The 23,003-nt window shown below is 62.0% G+C and carries 19 protein-coding genes; 17 read left to right on the top strand and 2 right to left on the bottom strand.

Going from position 1 to position 23,003, the window contains the following annotated elements:
• Positions 1-406: 406 nt before the first annotated feature.
• The 17 genes from HJB83_RS10375 to HJB83_RS10295 all read left to right on the top strand — a co-directional run bounded on the left by HJB83_RS10375 (position 407) and on the right by HJB83_RS10295 (position 20,087).
• Positions 407-745 (top strand): hypothetical protein, encoded by a 339-nt coding sequence (locus tag HJB83_RS10375; RefSeq protein ID WP_164007994.1) that lies wholly within the window; start codon positions 407-409, stop codon positions 743-745.
• Positions 746-884: 139 nt separating this feature from the next.
• Positions 885-1,091: a hypothetical protein gene (locus tag HJB83_RS10370; RefSeq protein ID WP_007631295.1), complete on the top strand. Its 207-nt coding sequence runs from the start codon at positions 885-887 to the stop codon at positions 1,089-1,091.
• A 152-nt stretch (positions 1,092-1,243) separates the two neighbouring features.
• Positions 1,244-2,050, top strand: a complete 807-nt coding sequence (locus HJB83_RS10365; RefSeq protein ID WP_207581619.1) for a pseudouridine synthase — start codon at positions 1,244-1,246, stop codon at positions 2,048-2,050.
• A gap of 14 nt (positions 2,051-2,064) precedes the next feature.
• On the top strand, positions 2,065-2,751 hold the full coding sequence (locus tag HJB83_RS10360) for a phosphoribosyltransferase (RefSeq protein ID WP_221116435.1): 687 nt from the start codon (positions 2,065-2,067) through the stop codon (positions 2,749-2,751).
• A 102-nt stretch (positions 2,752-2,853) separates the two neighbouring features.
• Positions 2,854-4,596, top strand: coding sequence for an SLC13 family permease (locus HJB83_RS10355; protein ID WP_221131807.1), 1,743 nt, complete (start codon positions 2,854-2,856; stop codon positions 4,594-4,596).
• A gap of 82 nt (positions 4,597-4,678) precedes the next feature.
• The gene (locus tag HJB83_RS10350; protein WP_207584367.1) at positions 4,679-5,623 is read left to right on the top strand and encodes a phosphoribosylaminoimidazolesuccinocarboxamide synthase; all 945 of its coding nucleotides are present in this window, start codon (positions 4,679-4,681) and stop codon (positions 5,621-5,623) included.
• 106 nt (positions 5,624-5,729) lie between these two features.
• The gene (locus tag HJB83_RS10345; protein ID WP_207581620.1) at positions 5,730-6,332 is read left to right on the top strand and encodes a TetR family transcriptional regulator; all 603 of its coding nucleotides are present in this window, start codon (positions 5,730-5,732) and stop codon (positions 6,330-6,332) included.
• Between the two features lie 155 nt (positions 6,333-6,487).
• Positions 6,488-7,699 (top strand): efflux RND transporter periplasmic adaptor subunit, encoded by a 1,212-nt coding sequence (locus HJB83_RS10340; protein WP_207581621.1) that lies wholly within the window; start codon positions 6,488-6,490, stop codon positions 7,697-7,699.
• Between the two features lie 47 nt (positions 7,700-7,746).
• Positions 7,747-10,857, top strand: coding sequence for an efflux RND transporter permease subunit (locus HJB83_RS10335; protein WP_221131806.1), 3,111 nt, complete (start codon positions 7,747-7,749; stop codon positions 10,855-10,857).
• Between the two features lie 151 nt (positions 10,858-11,008).
• Positions 11,009-12,448: an efflux transporter outer membrane subunit gene (locus HJB83_RS10330; RefSeq protein WP_221116350.1), complete on the top strand. Its 1,440-nt coding sequence runs from the start codon at positions 11,009-11,011 to the stop codon at positions 12,446-12,448.
• Between the two features lie 173 nt (positions 12,449-12,621).
• Positions 12,622-13,665 (top strand): LacI family DNA-binding transcriptional regulator, encoded by a 1,044-nt coding sequence (locus tag HJB83_RS10325; RefSeq protein WP_221131805.1) that lies wholly within the window; start codon positions 12,622-12,624, stop codon positions 13,663-13,665.
• A 1-nt stretch (position 13,666) separates the two neighbouring features.
• Positions 13,667-14,689, top strand: coding sequence for an ABC transporter substrate-binding protein (locus HJB83_RS10320; RefSeq protein ID WP_207581625.1), 1,023 nt, complete (start codon positions 13,667-13,669; stop codon positions 14,687-14,689).
• Positions 14,690-14,756: 67 nt separating this feature from the next.
• Entirely contained in the window at positions 14,757-15,584 is an 828-nt protein-coding gene (locus HJB83_RS10315) for an ABC transporter permease (protein ID WP_207581626.1), read from the top strand.
• Positions 15,581-16,360 (top strand): ABC transporter permease, encoded by a 780-nt coding sequence (locus HJB83_RS10310; RefSeq protein WP_207581627.1) that lies wholly within the window; start codon positions 15,581-15,583, stop codon positions 16,358-16,360. Before HJB83_RS10315 ends, HJB83_RS10310 begins: the two co-directional genes overlap by 4 nt.
• Positions 16,353-17,378 (top strand): ABC transporter ATP-binding protein, encoded by a 1,026-nt coding sequence (locus HJB83_RS10305; RefSeq protein WP_207581628.1) that lies wholly within the window; start codon positions 16,353-16,355, stop codon positions 17,376-17,378. Before HJB83_RS10310 ends, HJB83_RS10305 begins: the two co-directional genes overlap by 8 nt.
• A gap of 4 nt (positions 17,379-17,382) precedes the next feature.
• Entirely contained in the window at positions 17,383-18,303 is a 921-nt protein-coding gene (locus tag HJB83_RS10300; protein ID WP_221131803.1) for a nucleoside hydrolase, read from the top strand.
• Positions 18,300-20,087, top strand: coding sequence for an adenine deaminase (locus HJB83_RS10295; RefSeq protein WP_221131802.1), 1,788 nt, complete (start codon positions 18,300-18,302; stop codon positions 20,085-20,087). The genes HJB83_RS10300 and HJB83_RS10295 overlap by 4 nt, the downstream gene beginning before the upstream one ends.
• 144 nt (positions 20,088-20,231) lie before the next feature.
• Here the strand turns inward: HJB83_RS10295 and HJB83_RS10290 are convergent, their stop codons facing one another.
• Complete coding sequence (locus HJB83_RS10290; RefSeq protein ID WP_221116360.1) at positions 20,232-21,401, bottom strand: M20 aminoacylase family protein; 1,170 nt, start codon at positions 21,399-21,401, stop codon at positions 20,232-20,234.
• 92 nt (positions 21,402-21,493) lie between these two features.
• Positions 21,494-22,999, bottom strand: a complete 1,506-nt coding sequence (locus HJB83_RS10285) for a tripartite tricarboxylate transporter permease (RefSeq protein WP_207581632.1) — start codon at positions 22,997-22,999, stop codon at positions 21,494-21,496.
• Between the last annotated feature and the right edge of the window lie 4 nt (positions 23,000-23,003).

Genomic DNA, 23,003 nt, shown 5'->3' with positions numbered 1-23,003 from the left:
TTAGAACGAAAGACTTCGTCGCCAGCAGCGCCGCCGCCCTCGTTCAGTGAGTGGGCTTATAGAACTAACCCTCCCAAACAGTCAACAGCCATGCCGAAAGTTTTTTGACAATTTTGTAACAGGCTGATTCGGCTGGCATTTTTGTCGGTGGACATTATCCACAAGGGGCTGTCGCGGGGCGGATTCCTGAAAATTTGTTTATCGTCTGGTCAAAAATCCGTCGGAAAGTCGCTTTCAACTGGGGAAAGATAACGAAAAACAGTAGCTTGCGCGAATTTATGGTTAATGAAGGATCAAGCGCCCTCAATTGGCGAGCTTTAAATTTCCGTCACAAATCAACGGCGGGCATTTCGGAACCTATCTCCGTCTGAGGTGTTTTCTCTCCCATTGAAGGAAGGAGACCGACATGGCTGCCAACACCGATGATATCAGAGCATCTGTCAGCAAGGACATCGCCGCACTCCAACAGGAAGTCTCGCGCCTGCAGAAGATGATTTCCGCTCAAGGCGCCGAAGCCTATTACGAAGTGCGCGGCCGCGCCGGCAAGGCTTATGAAGAAGCCTTGCCCCGGGCAAAGAACGCTGTCGCACAAATCAAGGCTGAAGGCGTCGCTGCCGCCGACGCCGCCCGCGAGCATCCGGCCGCAACGACCACCGCGCTGGCGCTTGCAGGCGCCATCGGATTCCTCGCCGGATATCTGCTGTCCGGCAGTCAACAGCCGCAACCTCGGCAATGGTGGCGCTAAGTCGCCACATCCACGCATCAACCGGTTCTTTACGCACCCGCCGATCTGTCTTTCGGTCGGGTGCGTAAACGCTTATGTCTTACAAAAACCAATTTTTAATGCCAGCTATGGGAACATAAAAAACGAAGGGAGGACTACCATGGAAAACAAGAGGGCCAACTGCATCATCGAAGTCAGCGTCGACGGCGCCAATGGTCGTCACGCCGTCGGCATCATGAATATGCGCCAGGCACTCGACCTGCCGGAAATGCCAAGCCTGTCATACACACATCCGGACCCGGTCAAGGCCGCCGCCGGCATCGTCGTCAGCCGCAAGGAACTGGCCGGCTTCATGGTCTGCCGCTGAGGCGGTCAGATCCCAGCAAGCCCCCCACGGCGCTTTGCCCTTAAGCGCTGAGGCCTTTTGCGGCATTTCATTCCCTCCGTTTTTCTTTGCGTCGCTGGTATCCGTGCGCCGTTCATGCCAAGAGAGGGCACGAGGCAAGACAAGGACGTCAGATGAGGGAGCGGCGCCCACCGCATAAGACGCGTGAGCGGACAAAGCCCGCCGATAGCGCTGCAGGTAAACGGGTCACTCTTCCCCGCGCCCTCTCCAAGCTCGGTTATTGCTCCCGAACGCAGGCCGAACGGCTGATTGCCGAAAACCGCGTCGCCGTCGACGGCCGCACCATCACCGATATCGCCGCATGGGTTGATCTTGCAACTGCGCGGATCAGCGTCGACGGGCTCGTTGTCGCTGCAGAGGCGAAAATCTATCTGATGCTCAACAAGCCCCGCGGTCTCGTCACGACCCGCCATGATCCCGAAGGCAGGCCGACGGTCTATGATTGCCTCCGGGATTTTGACATCCCGCATCTCTCCCCCGTCGGCCGGCTCGACAAGGCAAGCGAGGGGCTGCTGCTGTTCACCAACGACACCGAATTCGCCCAGATCCTGCTCGATCCGATCACCCATGTCACGAAGACCTACCATGTCCAGATCGGCGGCGTCATGGACGATGAGGGTATCGCCGCCATGACATCGGGCATCCGCGACAACGGCGAATTGCTGACGGCGACCGCCGCGCGGCGCTTGCGCCAGGGTGACAGGAATTCATGGATCGAGGTCGAGCTCGACGAGGGCCGCAATCGCCAGATCCGCCGCATGCTGGAGGCACTCGGAACCGAATGCCTGCGCCTGGTGCGCGTCGCAATCGGCGGGCTCGAACTCGGCGAACTGGCGAAAGGCGCCGTGCGTCCGCTGAGCGAGGCGGAACTGCAGGTGCTGCGTCGTAGAACCGGTGTGGAAAGGTCGAGACGCAATTGACCGATGTGATGGCGATGGCGCCGCATGATTTCTGGCAGGAGATTCATCTTCCCGGCACCTTTCCCGACGACCAGGAATTCACCTCCTTTTATGTCGCCGCGCTGGAGGATGGCCGCCAACTTCGCCTGCCGATCCGCATACTGGCAGATGGCGATCACGCCCTCGCCTCGCTGATCGTCAACCAGGCGAGCTTCGCCGTGCTCGATGCGCTCGCCGAAAGCCTCGTCGAAAAGATCAGGCCCATGCGCATCGATGTTGTCGCCGGCCTGCCGACGCTTGGCCTGACGCTTGCCGCCGCCGTGGCCCAGAAGCTCGGTCATAGCAGGTACGTTCCGCTCGGTACCTCACGCAAATTCTGGTACCGCGACGAGCTCTCCGTTGCCTTGTCCTCCATCACCACGCCGACGCAACAGAAACGGCTCTATATCGATCCGCGAATGCTGCCGCTGCTGACCGGACGGCGCGTCGCTCTGATTGATGACGTCATTTCCAGCGGCGCCTCGATCGCCGCCGGTCTTCACCTGCTGACGGCCTGCGGCATCGAACCCGCCGCCATCGGTGCGGCGATGCTGCAATCGGAGCGCTGGCGCGAGAGCCTTGCGGCCGTCGCACCGCAATGGATCGCGCGCACCGTCGGCGTTTTCGCAACGCCCATTCTGGAGCGGAACGCAGCGGGCCGGTGGCAGGCTTCGCCAGCTTGATGCGAGATATGGGAATTGTCCAATCTTTGCCTGAAGGCACCTCTGTACAGCGCATGAGGAACGATTACAGTCCGCCTCGTCGATGAAACACCGGATCCATGCATGACGTTCGAGCAAGCATCCCTGCTGATCCTTCTGCTGGCGATGCTCGTTCTCTTCTCACTCGATCGCTTCCGCATCGAGGTGGTCTCGATCGCCGGTCTGCTTGCCGGCCATGCACTCGGCCTTTATCCCGCCGATCAGATCTTCACGGGCTTCGCCAGCCCCGTCGTCGTCACCGTCGTCGAGATCCTGCTGATCGTCCAGGTGCTGGCGCGCGCCAGGCTCTTCGACGGTCTTGCTGCCCGTTTCGCGGCCGCGGGCCTCTCGGGTTTCCAGGTCATATCAGGCATTTCTTCTCTTACCGGCGTCATCTCCATCTTTATGAACAATATCGGTGCCTTTGCGATCACCCTGCCGGTGGCGCTGCGGCTCGGCACGGCTCTGGCCATCCCCCGCCGCCAGCTCGTCATGCCGGTCTCATTCGCAGCCCTGCTCGGCGGTCTCGTTTCGCTGATCGGCACGCCGGCCAACCTGCTCGTCAGCGATGCGCTCACTAAAGCGACCGGCGTGAGCTTTCGCTTTTTCGATTTCGCCTATGTTGGCCTGCCGGTCGCAATCGCCGGCATTTTTATCATCGCCTTTCGCGTGCAACGGCTGTTTCCATATCTCGACGAGGCGCCGGCGACGACCTTTCCGGCCACGCGCCGTATCGTCGTCGAGCGTCGCATCCCCGATGTTTCGCCGCTGATCGGCGTGCGGCTTTCCGATTGCCCCCCGCGTTTCGGCATCAAGCCGCATGCGCTGATCCGTGGCGACAATTTCGTCTTCGGACCGCTCGACCAATCGGTGATCGAAGCCGGCGACGTGCTGCTTGCCGAAGGCGGCGATACGGTCTTTGTCGGCCTTGCCGCCGCGCAGGCGCTGATGGCTGATGCCCATCCGCACGGCCTGCAGCCGGATTTTACCCGTGTCGAAGCCGTCGTCATGCCGGAAAGCACGCTGGTCGGATCGCGGATCCGTTCGCTCGAAATCTTTCACAGTCGCGGCGTCGCAGTCACCGCTCTTTCCATGCGCGCGCCGCGCATAGAGGGCCGATTCCTCGACCTGCAGCTGTCGATTGGCGATATACTGACGTTAGAGGGGCCGCGCATAGCGATCGCCGAAGCGCTTGAAGAAAGCGAGTGCCTGCCGCTCGCTTCGGCTGCTTCGAGCGAACCCGCTTCGCTCTCCTGGCGGCCCTTCGCGCTCTTTGCCTGCGGCATCGCCGCCTCCGCGGCCGGCTTGCGTCCTGATGTTTCCTTTGCCGGCGTCGTGCTAGTGCTTGCCCTGCTCAATCATCTGAACATCCGCCAGGCGATGGCCGATCTCAATTGGCCGATCATTATCATGCTGGCGGCAATGATCCCGATCGGTCAGGCGGTGGCAACCACCGGAGCGGCCGAAACCATCGCCGGCTGGCTGAGCCTCGTCGTGCCGATCACCCATCCGCTCTTCGGCATTGCTCTGATCCTCTTCCTCGCGATGGCGCTGACGCCCTTCGTCAACAACGCGACGGTCGCAATCGTCCTGGCCCCGATCGCATTGGAATTCGCGAAAGCCGGCAACCATGCGCCGCACGCCTATCTGATCGCTGTCGCAGCCGGCGCCTCGCTCGATTTCCTGACGCCCTTCGGCCATCATAACAATACGTTGGCAATGGGCATTGGCGGCTACCGTTTCAGCGACTTCCTGCGCGCCGGCTGGCCACTTGCCGTTACAAGTTACGGCCTCGCTTTGTTTCTCCTGGCTCTGTTCTGGCTGTGATGCGATACTTGGGCGCCACCTTGACTTCCCGGCAATGAAACGACAGGAAGCCTTCACCCAATCACAAGGACAGTCGAGCGCCGTGCGAATCCTCTCCGAAGCCCATTTCCCGGAACTGCCGAACTATTATCGCGGCAAGGTGCGAGAGAATTATGATCTTCCGGACGGACGCCGGATTATCATCAGCACCGACCGGTTGAGCGCTTTCGACCGCATTCTCACCTGCATTCCCTATAAGGGCCAGGTGCTCACGCAGACGGCGCGCTACTGGTTCGAGGCGACAAGGGATATCTGCCCGAACCACGTTCTCGACTATCCCGATGCGAATGTCGTCATCGGCACGCGGCTCGACATCCTGCCGGTCGAAATCGTCGTGCGCGGTTATCTCGCTGGCACCACCGGCACGTCGATCCTGACACTCTATAAGAAGGGTGAGCGCGAGATGTACGGCATGCGCCTGCCCGACGGCATGCGCGACAACCAGATCCTGCCCGAACCCGTCATCACCCCGACCAGCAAGGAATTCGATGGCGGCCATGATGAGCCGCTGACCCCTGACGAAATCGTCACGCGTAGCCTTCTGACCAAGGAGCAGTGGCAGACCCTATCGCGATACGCGCTTGCGCTCTTCGCCCGCGGCCAGGAGATGGCCGCGAAACGCGGTCTGATTCTGGTCGACACCAAATATGAATTCGGCACCGATGGCGACGGCAATATCATCCTCGCCGACGAGATCCACACGCCCGACAGCAGCCGCTACTGGCTTGCCGAAAGCTATCCGGCAAGCTTCTCCGCCGGAAAACGTCCGGAAAGTTTCGACAAGGATTTCGTCCGCGCCTGGGTGGCCGAGCGCTGCGATCCCTATAAGGATGAGATCCCTGAAATCCCTGCTGAACTGATTGAGCAGACCTCGGCCGTCTATATCAAGGCGTATGAGGCGATCACCGGCCAGCGCTTTGTGCCCGACGATAGTGGCGAGACGCCGCTTGCCCGTGTCCGAAAGAACCTCGCCCCCTACTTCCTCTGAGATGGCGGCGTGCGAAAGCGGCTGGCTAATCACCGGCTTGCTGCATTTCGTGCAATCGCGCTAACATCAGCCGAAAGAAGGATCGGGCTCGCCCGGCGGGGGACGGATGGCAAGAAGGCCGAGACGCAAGGCCGAGGAAACGCGAGAAGACATCCTCTCCATGGCGGAGATGCTGTTTCGCGAGCGCGGCTATGTCGCGGTGTCGATTGCCGACATCGCCGGCGCGCTCCACATGTCGCCGGCCAATGTCTTCAAGCATTTCCGTTCCAAGGTCGCGCTGATCGATGCGATTGCCGGGCGCCATCTCGACAATGCGACCGAGCGTTTCGCAGCCTTCGACCAGGACCTGCCGCCGAAGGAGCAACTGCTTCGCTTCGTCCTTCGCCTGCTGGAAGGCCATCTGCAGGACATCCAGAAGAACCCTTACATCTTCGAAATGGTGCTTTCGACAATCGAAGCCAAACTCGAGGCCGGCAACCGTTATCGCGCCCGTATCGAAGAAAAGCTCGGTGAGATCATCCGCGAAGGAATGGCGGAGGGACGTTATCATTGCCGCGATCCCGAGAGCGCGGCACGCACCGTCGCAGACGTGCTCGCCTGCGTGCTGCACCCTATCCTGATCGCCCGCGACGACAAGGAAACACTCGTACACCGCGCCGAGCACATCGTGGGCTTCGTCGATGCCGCACTGCAAAATAACGCTTGCTAAGTGACGATTGCTGACTTACGTCACTTCGTAAAGCTTTTGTTAAATTCGGATGATGGCATTTGAATGCCGAACCAGTCCTGACGCTTATAAGCCTGCGCTCGGCTGAGCCGAGCCCGTGGATCGAACGGCCATTGCCACCGCACAGGGAATTCAGAATGATACGGCGTGCCCTCCTCATCTCCTCGGCGCTGGCGTTCGGCGCATTGCTCGCAGCCTGCAGCGATAACGCCAGCAAGCCCGCCGGCAATGCAGGTGCCGGCGCGGCCCAGCAGGCCTCGCCCGTCGGTGTGATCACGCTGAAAAAGGGTAGTTTCCCGATTACCACGATCCTTCCCGGCCGCGCCGAGACCTTCCAGACGGCCGATATCCGGCCGCAGGTGAGCGGTCTCATCCGCGAGATCGCCTTTAAAGAAGGCGGCGAGATCAAGAAGGGCGATCTTCTCTACCAGATCGAGGATGCGCCCTATATCGCTGCCGTCGAGCAGGCGAAGGCAGCAATCTCCAAAGCCGAGGCGAGTGTGCCGAGCGCTGAAAGCAATCTCGACCGCTACCAGCGCCTCGTCGGCAGCGGCGCCACCCAGATCGAATTCGAAACAGCCAAGACGACACTTCTCCAGGCCAAGGCCGAAGTCGAGTCGGCAAAGGCAGCGCTGTCCGCCGCACAGATCGATCTCGACCACACCAGAATCATCGCGCCCTTCGACGGCATCAGCGACCAGACGGCCTATAATGTCGGCAACGTCGTTTCAGCCAATCAGACGACGGCGCTGACGACGATCCGCCAACTTGACCCGATCTATATCTCGCTGACGGAATCGAGCACCAACCTGCTGAAGCTGCGCGATGCGGTGGCCGCCGGCGACATCAAGGGCGCCGCCAATGTCGTCTTCCACCTGATCCTCGAAGACGGCAAGGAATACAATCAGCAGGGCAAGCTCGACATGTCGAAGCAGGTGGTCAGTGAGACCACAGGCACCTTCATTATCCGCGTACTCTTTCCAAATCCCGACCGTATCGTGCTGCCCGGTATGTATGTCCGGGCAACCGTCGAACTCGGCGCCGAGGCGGGTTATGCGCTGCCGCAGCTGGCGACGAGCCGTGATGCCAATGGCCGGCTGACGGCACAGTTCGTTTCCGCCGATGGCAAGGTCGAAACCCGCGCTTTCGAGAACAGCTCGCCCTCCAACAATTCCTGGCTCGTGACCGAAGGCATCAAGGACGGCGATCAGCTGATCGTCAGTGGCCTGCAATCGATCACCTCAGGCATGCCGGTGAAGCCGGTTCCGATGAAGATCACCGACAACGGCGTGGTCGTGGCTGCCGAGCAGCCCGCGGCCGGTGACGCACAGAAGCCCGCAGCGAAGTAATCGCTTCGAGCCCCTACGTCACCGTCTCAGCCGCACAGGAACAACCGATGGCCAAGTTTTTCATCCGACGTCCGATTTTCGCCTGGGTCATTGCGATCACCATCATGCTCGCCGGCCTGCTGGCGATCTCCACCCTGTCGATCTCGCAATATCCCGACATCGCGCCGACGACGGTCCGTATCAATGCCACCTATCGGGGCGCGAGTGCTGAGACCGTCGAGAAATCGGTGACGACGATTATCGAGGACGGCATGACCGGCCTCGACGATCTCACCTACATGACCTCAACCTCGTCGACGGGTTCGGCCAGCATCCAGCTGACCTTCGGGACGAGTGCCGACCCTGATATCGCCCAGGTACAGGTGCAGAACAAGCTGCAGCTGGTTCAGTCGCAGCTTCCGAGCGACGTCATCGATGCCGGGATCAGCGTCACCCGCTCGACCTCGAGCATTCTTCTCGTCGGCTCGCTCGTTTCCACCGACGGCAAGCGCAATTCGGTCGACCTCGGCAACATCGTGTCGACCTCGATCGAGGACCAGATCCAGCGCCTGGAAGGCGTCGGCAGCATCAACGTCTTCGGCTCAGGATACGCCATGCGCGTCTGGCTCGACCCCTTCAAGCTGCTGAAATACCAGTTGACGCCGAGCGACGTCACCGCAGCCATCCAGGCGCAGAACACCCAGGTCTCGGTCGGTTCGCTCGGTGCCCAGCCGGCGATCCCCGGCCAGCAGATCAACGTTACCATCACTGCGCAAAGTCAGCTGACCACCGTCGCCGATTTTGAGCACATCATCCTGAAGGTCGAAAAGGATGGCGCGACGGTGCGCTTAGGCGATGTCTCGCGCATCGAGATCGGCCAGGAAAGCTACGGCGGCAATTCGCGCTACAATGGCCAGCCCTCGACCGGTTTTGCCGTCAATCTGGCGATCGGCGCCAACGCCATCGATACCGCCGCCCGCGTGCGCTCTGCGCTCGCTGTCATCGGCCGCGGCCTGCCCGCCGGTGTGGAAATCACCTATCCCTACGACACGACGCCCTTTGTCGAGCTGTCTATCGAAAAGGTGGTGCACACGCTGATCGAGGCGATCGTGCTCGTTTTCGTGGTCCTTCTTATCTTCTTGCAGAACCTGCGGGCTACGCTGATCCCGACGATTGCCGTTCCCGTCGTCCTGCTCGGCACCTTCGGGGTGCTGGCGGTCACCGGCTATTCGATCAATACGTTGACGATGTTCGCGATGGTGCTGGCGATCGGCCTTCTCGTCGACGACGCCATCGTCGTCGTCGAAAACGTCGAACGCATCATGTCCGAAGAGAAGCTTTCGCCGCTCGAGGCGACGGAAAAGTCGATGGGCGAAATCACCGGCGCCATTGTTGGCATCGCCCTCGTCCTCACCGCCGTCTTCATTCCGATGGCTTTCTTTGGTGGTTCGACCGGCATCATCTATCGTCAGTTCTCGATCACCATCGTCTCGGCCATGCTGCTGTCGGCGCTCGTCGCCCTCGTGCTGACGCCCGCACTTTGCGCCACGATGCTGAAGCCGGTCGGCGAACACAGGAAACACCGCGTCGGCGACTGGTTCAACCGCAACTTCACGCGCTCGACCAACGGCTATGTCAGCACCATCGGCTATCTCTTGAAGCGGCCGATACGCGTCATGCTGGTCTTCCTGCTCGTCGGCGCCGGCTGCGCCTATCTCTTCACCCGCCTGCCGAGCTCGTTCTTGCCGCAGGAGGACCAGGGCGTGCTGCTGACCATCGTCACCACGCCGCCGGGCTCGACCACTCAGCAGACCCAGGCGGTTGTCGAAAAGGTCGAGAAGTACTATCGGGAAAATGAGAAGGATGCGGTCGAATCCGTGTTCGGCGCGCTCGGCTTCGGCTTTAACGGCTCCGGCCAGAACAGCGCCATCGTCTTCACCAAGCTCAAGGATTTCTCGCAGCGTACCGATCCGGCGCTGAGCGCCCAGTCAGTCGTCAACCGTGCGCTTGGCAGTTTCTTCAAGATCCGCGAGGCGCAGGTTTTCGCGCTTCTGCCGCCGGCGATCCAGGGCCTCGGCGTGTCGAGCGGCTTCTCCATGTATCTCGTCGATACCGGCGGCCACGGCAATGACGCCCTGACGGCCGCCTCCAAGCGGCTGATCCAGATGGGCAACACCTCGGGCAAGATCGTGGCGCTGCGCAGCAGCAACAAGGAAGTCGAGCCGCAGATGCGAATCGTGCTCGATCAGGAAAAGATCGGTGCGATGGGCGTCGACATCGCTGCGGTCAATTCGATGCTGTCGATCATCTTCACCGGCCGCGACGTCAACGATTTCACCCTGAACGGCGAGATCAAGCCCGTCTACGTTGAGGGCGATGCGCCCTTCCGCATGCAGCCGAGTGATCTCGACCACTGGTACGCACGCAACAATGACGGCGAAATGGTGCCATTCTCCGCCTTTACCCGGACTGAGTGGGTGAAAGGTGCGCCCTCGCTTGCCCGCTTCAACGCCGTCAGCGCCATTCCGCTCGACGGAGCTTCCGCACCCGGGATTTCTTCCGGCGATGCAATGAACGAAATGGAAGCGCTGACCGAACAGCTTGGCGGCGGTTATACCGTCGCCTGGCAGGGCATTTCCTATCAAGAGCGCCTTTCCGGTTCGCAGGCGCCGATGCTCTATGCGATCTCCGTTCTCGTCGTCTTCCTCTGCCTTGCAGCACTCTACGAAAGCTGGTCGATCCCCTTCTCGGTGATCATGGCGGTGCCTGTCGGTATTCTCGGGGCGCTGACGGCAGCAACCTTGTTCGGTCAGGCCAACGACGTCTATTTCAAGGTCGGCCTGCTCACAACCATCGGCCTGGCGGCAAAAAACGCGATCCTGATCGTCGAATTCGCCAAGGACCGCATGGAAAGCGGCATGGGCCTCTACGAAGCGACGCTGGAAGCAGCGAGATTGCGCCTGCGGCCGATCATCATGACCTCGCTTGCCTTCATTCTGGGCGTCGTGCCGCTGGCGATCGCGACAGGCGCGGGTTCGGCGGCACAAAACGCCATCGGTATCGGCGTTCTCGGCGGCATGCTGGCGGCGACGATGCTCGGAATCTTCTTCGTACCGTCCTTCTTTGTCGTCATTCGACGCATCTTTGCCACACGCGGAAAAAATGCGGCGGGAGTGTGATATAAATGCACTGTGATAATGCGGTTCTCGTTGCTACATTGCGGCCGACTGCTTCGGCATGGTGTTTTTTGGTAGGGCGAGGCGCGACGGCCGTTAGTGAAGCATGAAGCTTCGGACAAGAATTGACTTGCTCGAGTACAGGAAGAAATGAATGGTATCTCTTCGTATTGCCACACCGGCATTATTGTTATTGTTGTCGGGCTGCGTTGTTGGCCCGGATCATGTTCCTCCTGAGATGCCACTGCCCGCCAAATTCGGAGAGGGCAACACCAAGAGCGACGGCGATGTCACCACTGTGGCCTGGTGGAATGCGTTCAACGACCGCAAGCTGGACGGCTATGTCCAGAGCGGCCTCGACCAGAACCTGTCAATCCAGCAGGCGATCGAACGCATCAATGCGGCTTCCGCCAACGTTACCGTAGCAGGAGCCGGCGGCCTGCCGAACCTGACGGTCGGCGCCTCGCACACGATCAGCGGCCAGAAGGGTGAGTTGCGCACGCAGTTTGACACACGCAACACCAGCGGCGGCGAAGCACAGCTGAGCTGGCTGCTCGATATCTTCGGCCTCTACAAACGCAGCACGGAAGGCGCTCTCGCTTCGCTCGATTCCGCTTACGCATCCGCGGACGTTGCCAAGCTCACTCTCGTGCAGGACATGGTCTCGAGTTATATCGACGTCCGCTATTTCCAGCAGCGCCTGGCGCTTTCCAAGGCTAACCTGAAGTCTCGCCAGGAGACCTACGAACTCACCAAATTCCAGCTTGAAGCTGGTGCCGCCTCGCGTCTCGACGTCGTTCAGGCGGAAGGCTTGGTACAGTCGACGCTCGCCGAAATTCCCGGCCTCGAAACCAATATCCGCATTTCCGCCCATCACATCGCCACGTTGCTCGGCCTGCCGGCATCAGCTCTCGTCGATGAGCTGCTAAGGGGCGCCGGTCAGCCTGTGTTCCGCGGCAGCATCACCTCCGGCATCCCCGCGGACCTGATCCGTAACCGTCCTGATATTCGCGTAGCGGAACGTGACCTCGCTGCCGCAACGGCCAATATCGGCGTTGCCCAGGCGCAGCTTTATCCAAGCATCTCGCTCAGCGGCTCGATTTCGCCGGCCTATATTAATCAGCGCGGCATCCATGGCGGCCTGTCGCCCTGGTCCTTCGGCCCGACCCTCAACCTGCCGATTCTCGATGGCGGCCGCCTGCGCGCCAACGTCAAATCGGCACAGTCGGATGCTGCTACGGCCTATCTCAACTGGAAATCGACCGTGCTGACCGCGATCGAACAGGTCGAGAACGCGCTTTCGGCCGTCCGGCGTGACGCCCGCACGGTCTCGGCACTCCAGGCACAGGTAAAGACCACGCAGGAGACGCTCGAACTTTCCACAGCATCCTACAAGGACGGCGCTTCCTCGCTGCTCGACGTTCTCGACGCCCAGCGCCAGGTTTCGCTTGCCCAAGCAAGCCTTGCCGCAGCCGTCCAGCAGATGGCCAAGGACTATGTCTCGCTGAACGTCGCGGTCGGCGGCGGCTTTGCCCCCGGCGGCAAGACGACCGTAGCCAACACCACGGTCGTGGTGAAGCCCGCGAAGACCTGATCGGCTGCCTTGTGCCGTCTGACATACAGAGCCCCGCGATCGTCTCGCGGGGCTTTTTTCATGTCGACCAAATTTTGTATCCGGATAACCCACATAAGATGAATTGGGAATCGACAAGCGAAAAGAGCTAGGGTAAAGCTTGATTAAACGATTAATCAAGAGCGCCGTCGATCATGGCTTCATCGCGTTCGGGACCGAACCTCAGCAGGATAGCGACGTCGCTCGGCGTGTCCGTCGCCACCGTCTCCAATGCGTTGTCCGGCAAGGGTCGGGTATCGGGCCAACTGGTTGAAAGGATCCGCGAGCATGCGGCCGAACTCGGTTATGTCCCGAGCCAGGCCGGGCGGGCCCTGAGGACCGGCCGCAGCGGCGTTCTCGGCCTGGTGCTGCCCGATATCGCCAATCCGCTGTTCCCGAAAATTGCCCAGGCGATCGAATTCGCCGCTTCCGCCGCCGGTTACGGCGTGCTGATCGCCGATTCCCGCGGCGATGTCGCCAAGCAGACCGAGGCGATCAATCGGCTGGTCGAGCGCGGCGTCGACGGCATGGTCATCATTCCCCGCCGCGCCACTCGCATTTCCGCCGCCGCCTGCCCGGTCGCCGTTATCGACACCGCGTCGACGCCAGGCAATACCGTTGCCGCCGACCATTGGCAGGGCGGGTGCGAAATCGCCGGCCATCTCGCCAGCCTCGGCCATCGCCGCATCCTCATCATCGGCAACAATCAGGAATCCAACGTCCAGAATGACCGCGCCGGCGGCATCCGCTCCGGCATGCGCCCGGGCCTGCATTCGGAAACACTGTGGATCGAGAGACTGGAGCAGGATGGCGGCAGCGGCTGCCCGCTCGGTCTCGCCGAAAAAGTCAGGCAGGGGTTCACCGCCTTCGCAGCACTCTCCGACCTGCAGGCGCTGCGCGCGCTGACGGAGCTGCAGCAGGCCGGCATCAACATTCCGGCCGACGTCAGCGTCACCGGCTTCGACGACCTCATTTGGTCGCCGGTCGTCACGCCGTCGCTGACGACGGTTCGTATGGATATGGACGCTATTGCCGGGATTGCCGTGTCGGCGCTGGTGGATACCATAAGAAAAAGCAGCATGCGGCAAGGCATGCTGGTTACCGCCGAGATCAATCGCGTCGCGATGCAGCTGATCGTCCGCCAATCATCCGGGCCTGCGCACCCGGCACCAAAAACCTCAGAGATGGAGAACACGTAAGATGAAAAAAGCTCTCATTGCCTCGGCAGCGCTCGCTGCCCTGTCTCCGCTTGGAGCGGCCGCAGCCGATCGCACGCTGACCATTTCCGTCTATGCCTTTGCACAGGACGATTTCAAGACGCTGGTCTACGATCCCTTCGAGGCCAAATGCGGCTGCAAGCTGGTGGTCGAGACCGGCAACAGCGTCGAGCGTCTGGCCAAGCTGGAAGCCAACAAGGCCAATCCCGTCATAGATCTTGCCGCCGTTTCCATGGCCGATGCGCTGGCCGCCTCGCGCGCCGGCCTGATCGACAAGATCGACACCGCCAAGCTCCCCAATTTTGCCAAACTCTACGACGTCGCCAAGGACCCGAATGGCGACGGCATGAGCGTCGGTTATACCTTCTATGCCACCTCGATCGCCTATCGGTCCGACAAGATGAAGATCGATTCCTGGAACGATCTCTTGAAGCCGGAATATGTCGGGCACGTAGCCTTTCCGAACGTGACCACCAATCAGGGCCCGCCGGCGCTCTACATGCTGGGCTTGGCCCTTGGTAAGGATACGCCCGATCTGAAGGGACCCATCGAGGCGCTGGGCGAAAAGAAGGACGAGGTCGTCACCTTCTATGAAAAATCCTCGCAACTGGTGCAGCTGATGCAGCAGGAGGAGATCTGGGCAGCCCCGATCGGCCGTTTCTCCTGGGCCGGCTTCACCAAGCTCGACGTGCCGGTCGCCTGGGCGACACCGAAGGAGGGCCAGACCGGCGGCATGAATGTGTTGGTGCTGACCAAGGGTTCGAAGAACCAGGACCTCGCTTTGCAGTTCATGGATTTCTGGCTCTCGACCGATATCCAGACCAAGCTCGCCGAAAAGCTGATCGACAGCCCCGCCAACCGCGAGGTCAAGCTTTCCGAGGCAGCAGCCAACAACCTTACCTATGGCGAGGAAACCGCCAAGAGCCTCAAGCTGATCCCCTCCGCCGTCGCCCTCGACAACCGCGCCGGCTGGCTGAAGACATGGAACGAAAAGGTCGGCCAATAAGGCCTGTCTGAGAACCGGTCCCGGCTCCTCTGCCGGGACAATCCTCTGTCCGCTCGAAAGGCGCCCCATGTTCCAGAACCGCGCAGAAGCCCTGGCGCTTGCCCTGCCGGCAGCCGTCTTTGCGACCCTGGTCTTCCTGCTGCCCGTCGCGATCCTGCTCTCGGAGGGCTTCCATGCCGGCGGCGGCTGGACGCTGTCGGCCTATGCCGGTTTCTTCTCTGAGGCGCTGAACCGCACCGTTTTCCTGCGCAGCTTCCGGCTCGGCCTCGAAGTCACAGCTGTCTCGGCGGTCATCGGTTATGCCGCAGCCTTCGCCATCGTCCACCTGCCGCCGAATGGCAAGGGCCGTATGATCGGCCTAGTCACCTTGCCGCTGATGATCTCTCCGGTGGCGCGCACCTATGCCTGGATCGTCATTCTCGGCCGCACCGGGATCGTCAACCAGGCGATAGCGCGCCTGGGTCTCAGCGCCGAGCCGCTGCGGCTGCTGTTCACCGAAACCGCCGTCTTCATCGGTCTCTTGCAACTCTTTCTGCCTTTGATGATCCTGTCGCTGATCAGCTCCCTCGAGAACATGCCGAAGGATGCGATCCCCGCCGCCCGCGTGCTTGGCGCCAACTGGTTCCAGGTCTTCTGGAAGGTCATCCTGCCGCTGACCACGGAAGGCCTCGTCGTAGGCGGCACGCTTGTCTTCACCGGATCGCTGACCGCCTACATCACCCCGGCCGTGCTTGGCGGTTCAAAGGTGCTGATGCTGGAAACGCTGCTGTATCAGCAGGTTTCCGTCGCCAATGATTTCGTCTCGGCAAGCGTCATTGCCTTCATTCTGATCATCATGAGCTTTGCGGCCAACATCCTGCTGAAACGTCTTGCGACGGCGAGGAACCGCCGATGAGCCTCCGCCTGTTTTCGCCCATCGTGCTTTTCCTGCTGCTGGTCTTTCTGATCGGTCCGTTCCTGATCATCATTGCCGCTTCGTTATCGGCCGGCGATACGCTGGCCTTTCCGCCACAAGGCCTGTCGCTGCGGTGGGTCATGAAGGTGTTCACCGTCGAGAGTTTCCGCGACAGCTTCGCCATGTCGATGTTCCTCGCCGTGTTCGGAACGCTCGCCGCCCTCGTCCTCGGCATCCCGGCCGCCTACGCGCTCTCCCGCTACCGGCTGCCCGCGGCCGAGACCGTCCGCACCATCGTCTCGCTGCCGATTATCGTGCCGGGCATCATCGTCGGCCTGTCGCTGCTGCGTTATCTCGTCGTGCCCTTCGGTTTCGACATCACGCTGGCACTCTTCTTCGCCCATACGGCCCTCGTACTGCCCTATGCCGTGCGCGTCGTCTCGGCGAGCCTCGACAATCTGCGCTCGGACATCGAGGAGGCCGCCGTCCTGCTCGGCTCCTCCAGACTCGGCGCTTTTTTCCGCGTGGTGATGCCGAATATCCGCGGCGGCATCCTTGCCGCCTTCATCCTCGGCTTCGTCACCAGCTTCAATCAGGTGCCCGTCTCGCTCTTCCTCTCCGGTCCCGGCGTCCACACGCTGCCGATCGACATGCTGGGTTACATGGAAACCACCTACGACCCGTCGATCGCGGCGCTTTCCGCCCTCCTCGCCTTTCTCTCGATGGGCATCGTCTTCCTCGCCGAACGTTTCCTGGGATTCTCGCGCTATGTCTGATGCCTATCTTCAACTCGACAAGCTGACGCTTACCTATGGCGACACGGTCGCGGTCAGCAATCTCGACCTTACGATCGGCAAGGGCGAGCTCGTTGCCCTTCTCGGCCCCTCAGGCTGCGGCAAGACGACGACGATGCGGGCGATCGCCGGTCTGCTGAGGCCTACCTCCGGCCGTATCAGCCTCGATGGAGCCGATATCACCCGCGTCTCGGCCAACAAGCGCGCCGTCGGGCTCGTCTTCCAGTCCTACGCGCTTTTCCCGCATCTGACGGTTTATGAGAACGTCGCCTTCGGTTTGCGCCTCAAGGGTATCTCGGGCGCAGATCTCGACGCCCGTGTCGCCTCCGGCTTGAAATCGGTCGGCCTGTCGGCTTTCGCCCGCCGCAAGCCCGCCGAACTCTCCGGCGGCCAGCAGCAGCGCGTGGCGCTCGCCCGCTCGATGGTGATGGAGCCGAAAGTTCTGCTGCTCGACGAGCCGCTTTCCAATCTCGACGCCCGCCTTCGCCTTGAGATGCGCGCCGAATTGCAGCGGGTACAGAAGGAGACCGGCGTCACCATGATCTTCGTCACCCACGACCAGGTGGAGGCCTTGGCGCTTGCCGACCGCATCGTTGTGATGTTGAACGGGGGCATCGAACAAATCGGCACGCCGGAAGAGATCTACAACAATCCGGCCTCTGCCTTCGTCGCCGATTTCGTCGGCTTCGAGAATGTCTTCCCGCTGAAGGATGGAAAGCTTGTGACAACGAACGGCCCGATCGCCCTTTCCGGCCCCGCACCGCAAGCTGCGGCGGGCCTCGCCTGGCGGCCACGCAAAGTGATCCTCGGCTCGGGCACCTTTCAAGGCACCGTGCGCGGCACGTCTTTCGCAGGCAACACACGCGAATATCTCCTCGATACCGCGCTCGGCCCGATCAAGGCCGAGATTGATGCCGGTCTGCCGCCGCATGAGATCGGCAGCGCGCTCGCCTTCGACCTGCCGGTTGCCGGCGCGGCCAGCCTCAAGCGGTTCGGGTGAGATCATGGGCGTCTGGATCGACACCGACATGGGCTTCGACGACATCGCCGCCATTCTGGTGGTGGGTCAATCGGAATTTGACATCGACGGCGTATCGCTGGTCTTCGGCAATACGCCACTGCCGCAGGTGAAAACCAATGCCGCCTCCGCTGCCATTGCCTTCGGCTGGAAATTCCCGATCCACACCGGTCGCGCCATGCCTGTTCTCGGCAAGCTCGAAACCGCTCAGGCGATCCTCGGCGAAACCGGCATCCCGACCATCGGCAGGAGCCTGCCGGAGGCCCCCGCTCTTGCTGAAAGCGATGCCTTTGCAGCGCTTTGCCGGTGGTTGGAAGATCAGGGCCAGCACCGTATGCTGGCGCTCGGGCCCCTCACCAATATCGCCGCCGTGGCGCTCGCTCGCCCCGATCTTGCCGCCCGTATCAGCGAACTCGTCTGGATGGGCGGCGGCGTCACCTCGGGCAACCATACGGCGTCTGCCGAGTTCAACGCGCTCGCCGATCCGGAAGCGCTGTCGATCGTCATCGCCCATGGCTTGCCGCTGCGCATGGTCGATCTCGATCTCTGCCGCAAGGTGCTGGCAAGGCCGGAGGATGCCGAGCCGGTGCGCAGTGCCGGCGGCACCAATGCCAAGCTGATCGCCGATATATTTGCGGGTTATATCCGCATCGGCACCAGCCGCGGCCGCCCGAGCATGGCGATCTACGATCCCACAGCCGCGGTGGCCTTCGTCGCTCCCGATCTCGTCAGCTTCCGGCCCGCGCGTATCGACGTCGAGCTGCAGGGCGCCTTGACCCGTGGCCGCACCGTCGTCGAGACCCGCGCTACGCATGCAGCCTTCAATGCCCAATTTGCCGCCGACATCGATGCCGACAGGGCGCGTGTCATTATCCTTGAAGCCCTGGTCAACGAGGCCCGGAAATGAACGCCATCCCTCACCAGGAACCCGGCGATCTCAACGATCCCACCATGCGCGCGCGGGCCGTCGCCGCCGCACGCGGTGATGCTCCCTTCGATATGCTAATTACCGGCGGCCGGCTGCTCGACGCGGTGACGGGCCTGATCCGCGAGGCCGATATCGGCCTCGTTGGCGCCCTGATTGCGAGCGTCCACACCTCGGCAAGCCGCACGGATGCGGTCGAGATCATCGATGCGGCAGGCGGCATCGCAACACCCGGTCTGATCGACACCCACATGCATGTCGAAAGTTCGATGGTGACACCGGCGGAATATGCGAGCGCCGTGCTGGCGCGCGGCGTCACCACGGTCGTTTGGGATCCGCATGAATTCGCCAATGTCCATGGCCTTGACGGTGTGCGCTGGGCGATCGAGGCGGCACGCTGCCTGCCGCTGCGCATGATCCTGCTCGCTCCCTCCTGCGTGCCGTCGGCGCCCGGCCTGGAACTTGCCGGCGCCGATTTCGATGCCTCCGTCATCGCCGAGATACTGCGCTCCTCCGCCGTCGGCGGCGTCGCCGAGGTGATGAACATGCGTGGCGTCATCGACGGCGATCCGCGCATGATGGCCATCGTCAATACCGGCCTTGCCTCCGGCAAGCTCGTCTGCGGTCATGCCCGCGGCCTCAAAGGCCCCGAACTCAACGCCTTCATGGCCTCGGGCATCACGTCCGACCACGAACTCACTTCCGGCGGCGACCTCGCGGCCAAGCTTGCCGCCGGCTTGACGATCGAGCTGCGCGGATCGCACGACCATCTGCTCCAGGAATTCGTCGAGGTGCTGAATGGTCTCGGCCACCTGCCCCCGACCGTGACACTCTGCACAGACGACGTCTTTCCCGATGAACTCTACGAAGGCGGCGGCCTTGACGACGTCGCCCGCCGGATGGTGCGCTACGGAATGAAGCCGGAGTGGGCGATCCGTGCCGCAACCTTCAACGCCGCACAGCGGCTGAAGCGATCCGATCTCGGCCTCATCGCCCCCGGCCGCCGCGGCGATATCGTGCTCTTCGAGGACCTTACGGAATTCCGGTCGCGGCTGGTCATCTCAAGCGGTCGCGTCGTCGCCCGCCACGGCAGCATGCAGGTTGACATCCAGCAGCTCGATCCGGCGCCGCTTGAAAATTCGGTGAAGCTCCCGCAATTTGCCGAAGATGATTTCCGCATTCCGTCGAGCTGCGAGCGCGTCCGTGTCGCCACCATCGACCGCCCGCGTTTCACGCAATGGGGTGAGGCGGAGACAGAGGTCAGAGACGGGTTCGTCGTACCGCCGGCCGGCAGCGCCATGATCGCCGTCGCCCATCGCCACGGCAAAGCCGACGGCACCCCGCGCATCGGCTTCCTCACCGGCTGGGGTGAATGGCGCGGCGCCTTCTGCACCACCGTCTCGCATGACAGCCACAACCTCACCGTCTTCGGCGGCAATGCGCGCGACATGGCGCTTGCCGCCAACGCCGTCATATCAGCCGGAGGCGGAATGGCCGTCGCCAAAGACGGAAAAATCGAGGCGCTCCTGCCGCTGCCGCTTTCGGGCCTAGTGACCGACGCATCGCTAAAGGACACCGCTTCGGCCTTTGCCGGCATCCGCAAGGCCATGGAAAAAATCGTCGACTGGAAACCGCCCTATCGGGTCTTCAAGGCCTGCTTCGGCGCAACGCTCGCCTGCAATGTCGGCCCGCACCAGACGGACCGGGGAATTGCCGATGTGGTGACGGGCGAGCTGCTGGAAAGTCCGGTGCTGGAGGTTTTGTAGGGCCGATTGAAGGGAGTGCCGTGCGGCCGCAAGCGCGGGTCTAAAGCGCGTCGGATTAGACTTGATTCATGTGACGCGCTTTAGCTCTTTGTTTTTATGCATGTCGTTATCCCGAAACCGCTGCACACTTCCGGGCGACATGCGTTAAATCCTCAACTCCCGCTCCACTAACGCCACCCAGTAAGCCGCCCCATATCCAAGCGCCCCATCGTTGAAATCATAAGCTGTGTTGTGATGCAGCGCCCCATCCACCGCTGGCCCGTTGCCGAGCCAGACGTAACAGCCCGGCGCATTCTGCGCGAAGAAAGCGAAGTCGTCGCCTGCCGTGGACGGCGGATAGTTTGTCCGCACCTTCCCGCCGAACACCGGGCCGGCGGCTGCGAGCGCCCGCGCTGTCGCATCCGCATCGTTGATAACAGGCGGAATCCGCCGCTCGAATACGTAGTCGACGGCAACCGCGTACATAGCCGCAGTGCCATGAGCCAACCGACCGATCTCAGTCTCCAGCTGATCGCGTACCTCGGGTGAATAGGCCCGCGCCGTCCCGCCGATCTCCACGATATCGGGAATGACATTCAGCGCCTTCGGGTCACCGGCCTGCAGGGAACACGCGCTGACGACGGCCGGCTGCAGCGGATCGACCACCCGTCCGACGATGGTCTGCAGCGATGACAGGAAGGTGCCGGCGGCCGTGATCGGATCGCGGCCGAGATGCGGCTTGGCGCCGTGGGTGCCGATGCCGCGAAAAGAGATGCGCCAGCTGTCGGAAGAGGCGAGCTGCGGCCCCTCGACCACGGCGATCTGGTCAATCGCAAGTCCAGGCATGTTATGCAGCCCGTAGACGGCATCGCAGGGGAAAAGTTTGAACAGCCCCTCTTCGACCATGCGCCTTGCCCCGCCTCGCCCTTCTTCCGCCGGCTGGAAGATGAAATGCACCGTGCCGGAGAAGCCTCGCGTCGCCGCAAGATGCCGCGCGGCACCGAGCAGCATCGCCGTATGACCGTCATGGCCGCAGGCATGCATCTTGCCGGGCACCGTCGATCTATAGGGCCGCTCCGCCGTTTCAGGCATGGCGAGCGCATCCATATCGGCCCTGAGCCCGATCCGGCGCGTGCCGTTGCCGACCTGCAACGTGCCGACCACACCGGTACCGGCCAGCCCGCGATGCACGGCGATGCCAGCCTCTTCGAGAAGTCGCGCGACGATACCGGCAGTGCGCTCCTCCTCGAAACCGAGTTCGGGATGGGCATGAAGATCGCGGCGCAAGGCCGTGAGGAACGGCAGATCGTCCTTGATCCGGGCGGGAATGCTCATGGGCCTGGAAATCCCTTCATGCGAAACGGGCGCCCAACCGGCGCCCGCGTCAGATCATCCCTTGTTTATCAAACGGTTCGCAAATTCAATCATCAAGTCTCTTCGACGAACACCTCTTCGCGCTTCTTCTTCACGCTTGGCAGGAAGACGATGATAAGCACGGCAAGCGCGATGGCCAGAAGAGTGGCGCTGATCGGCCGTGTGACGAAGGTCGTTGGATCGCCGCGCGACAGGATCATCGCACGTCGCAAATTCTCCTCGAGCAGCGGTCCGAGCACGAAGCCGAGCAAAAGCGGCGCCGGCTCACAGCGAAGCTTTGCCAGCACATAACCGATGAGCCCGAAGAAGGCGACGGCATAGAGGTCATAAACATTGGCGTTGACGCTGTAGACCCCGATCGAGCAGAAGGCCATGATGATTGGGAAGAGCACGTAATAAGGCACGGTCAGGAGTTTCACCCAGAGCCCGATCAGTGGCAGGTTGAGGATGACCAGCATCAGGTTGCCGATCCACATCGAGGCGATGATGCCCCAGAACAGCGCCGGCTGCTCGGTGGCGACGTTCGGGCCCGGCACGATGCCCTGGATGATCATCGCGCCGACCATCAGCGCCATGACGGGATTGGCGGGAATGCCGAGCGTCAGCAGCGGAATGAATGAGGTCTGCGCCCCGGCATTATTCGCCGATTCCGGTCCGGCGACACCGGCAACCGCGCCCTTGCCGAATTCCGCCGGCGTCTTCGAAATCCGCTTTTCCACCGTATAGGAGGCGAAGGAGGCTAGGATCGCGCCGCCGCCCGGCAGAATGCCGAGCGCCGAGCCGATCACCGTGCCGCGAATAATCGGCGCGATCATCTCCTTGAATTCCTGGCGAGAGGGCAAAAGGCTGGACACCTTGGCCATCAGTACCGTGCGTGTCGACTCGCCCTCGAGGTTGCGCAGGATTTCCGCCACCCCGAAGACCCCGACCGCGAGCGCCACAAAGTTCAACCCGTCCGCATATTCACGGATGCCGAGCGTGAAGCGCGGCGTGCCGGTATAGATGTCGGTGCCGACGAGACCGAGCAGCAGCCCGAGTGCCACCATCGCCAGCGCCTTGACGACCGAGCCATGCGCGAGAGCAATCGATGAAACGAGGCCGACGATCATCAGCGAGAAATATTCCGCCGAGCCGAATTGCAGCGCGATCGCGGTCAGCGGCGGCGCGAAGATCGCAACGAGGAAGGTCGAGACCGTGCCAGCGAAGAACGAACCGAGCGCCGCGATGGCCAGCGCTGCCCCCGCCCGTCCCTTGCGCGCCATCTGGTAACCGTCGATCGCGGTTACGGCGGAGGAGGATTCACCCGGCATGTTGATGAGGATCGCCGTGGTTGAGCCGCCATACTGCGCGCCGTAATAGATGCCGGCGAGCATGATCAGCGAGGAGACCGGTTCGAGCTGGAAGGTGATAGGCAAGAGCATGGCGATCGTCGCCGTTGCGCCGATGCCGGGCAGCACGCCGATCAGCGTGCCGAGCAGCACGCCGATCAGGCAGAAGAGCAGGTTTTCCGGAGTGCCGGCTGTCGCAAAACCGAGCGCGAGATTGCTGAAAAGATCCATCATC

This window comes from Rhizobium sp. NZLR11 (assembly GCF_019685115.1).
Lineage (GTDB): Bacteria > Pseudomonadota > Alphaproteobacteria > Rhizobiales > Rhizobiaceae > Rhizobium.
Note: the sequence above shows the minus strand (reverse complement) of the source record. Positions and strands in the feature narration are given on the sequence as shown.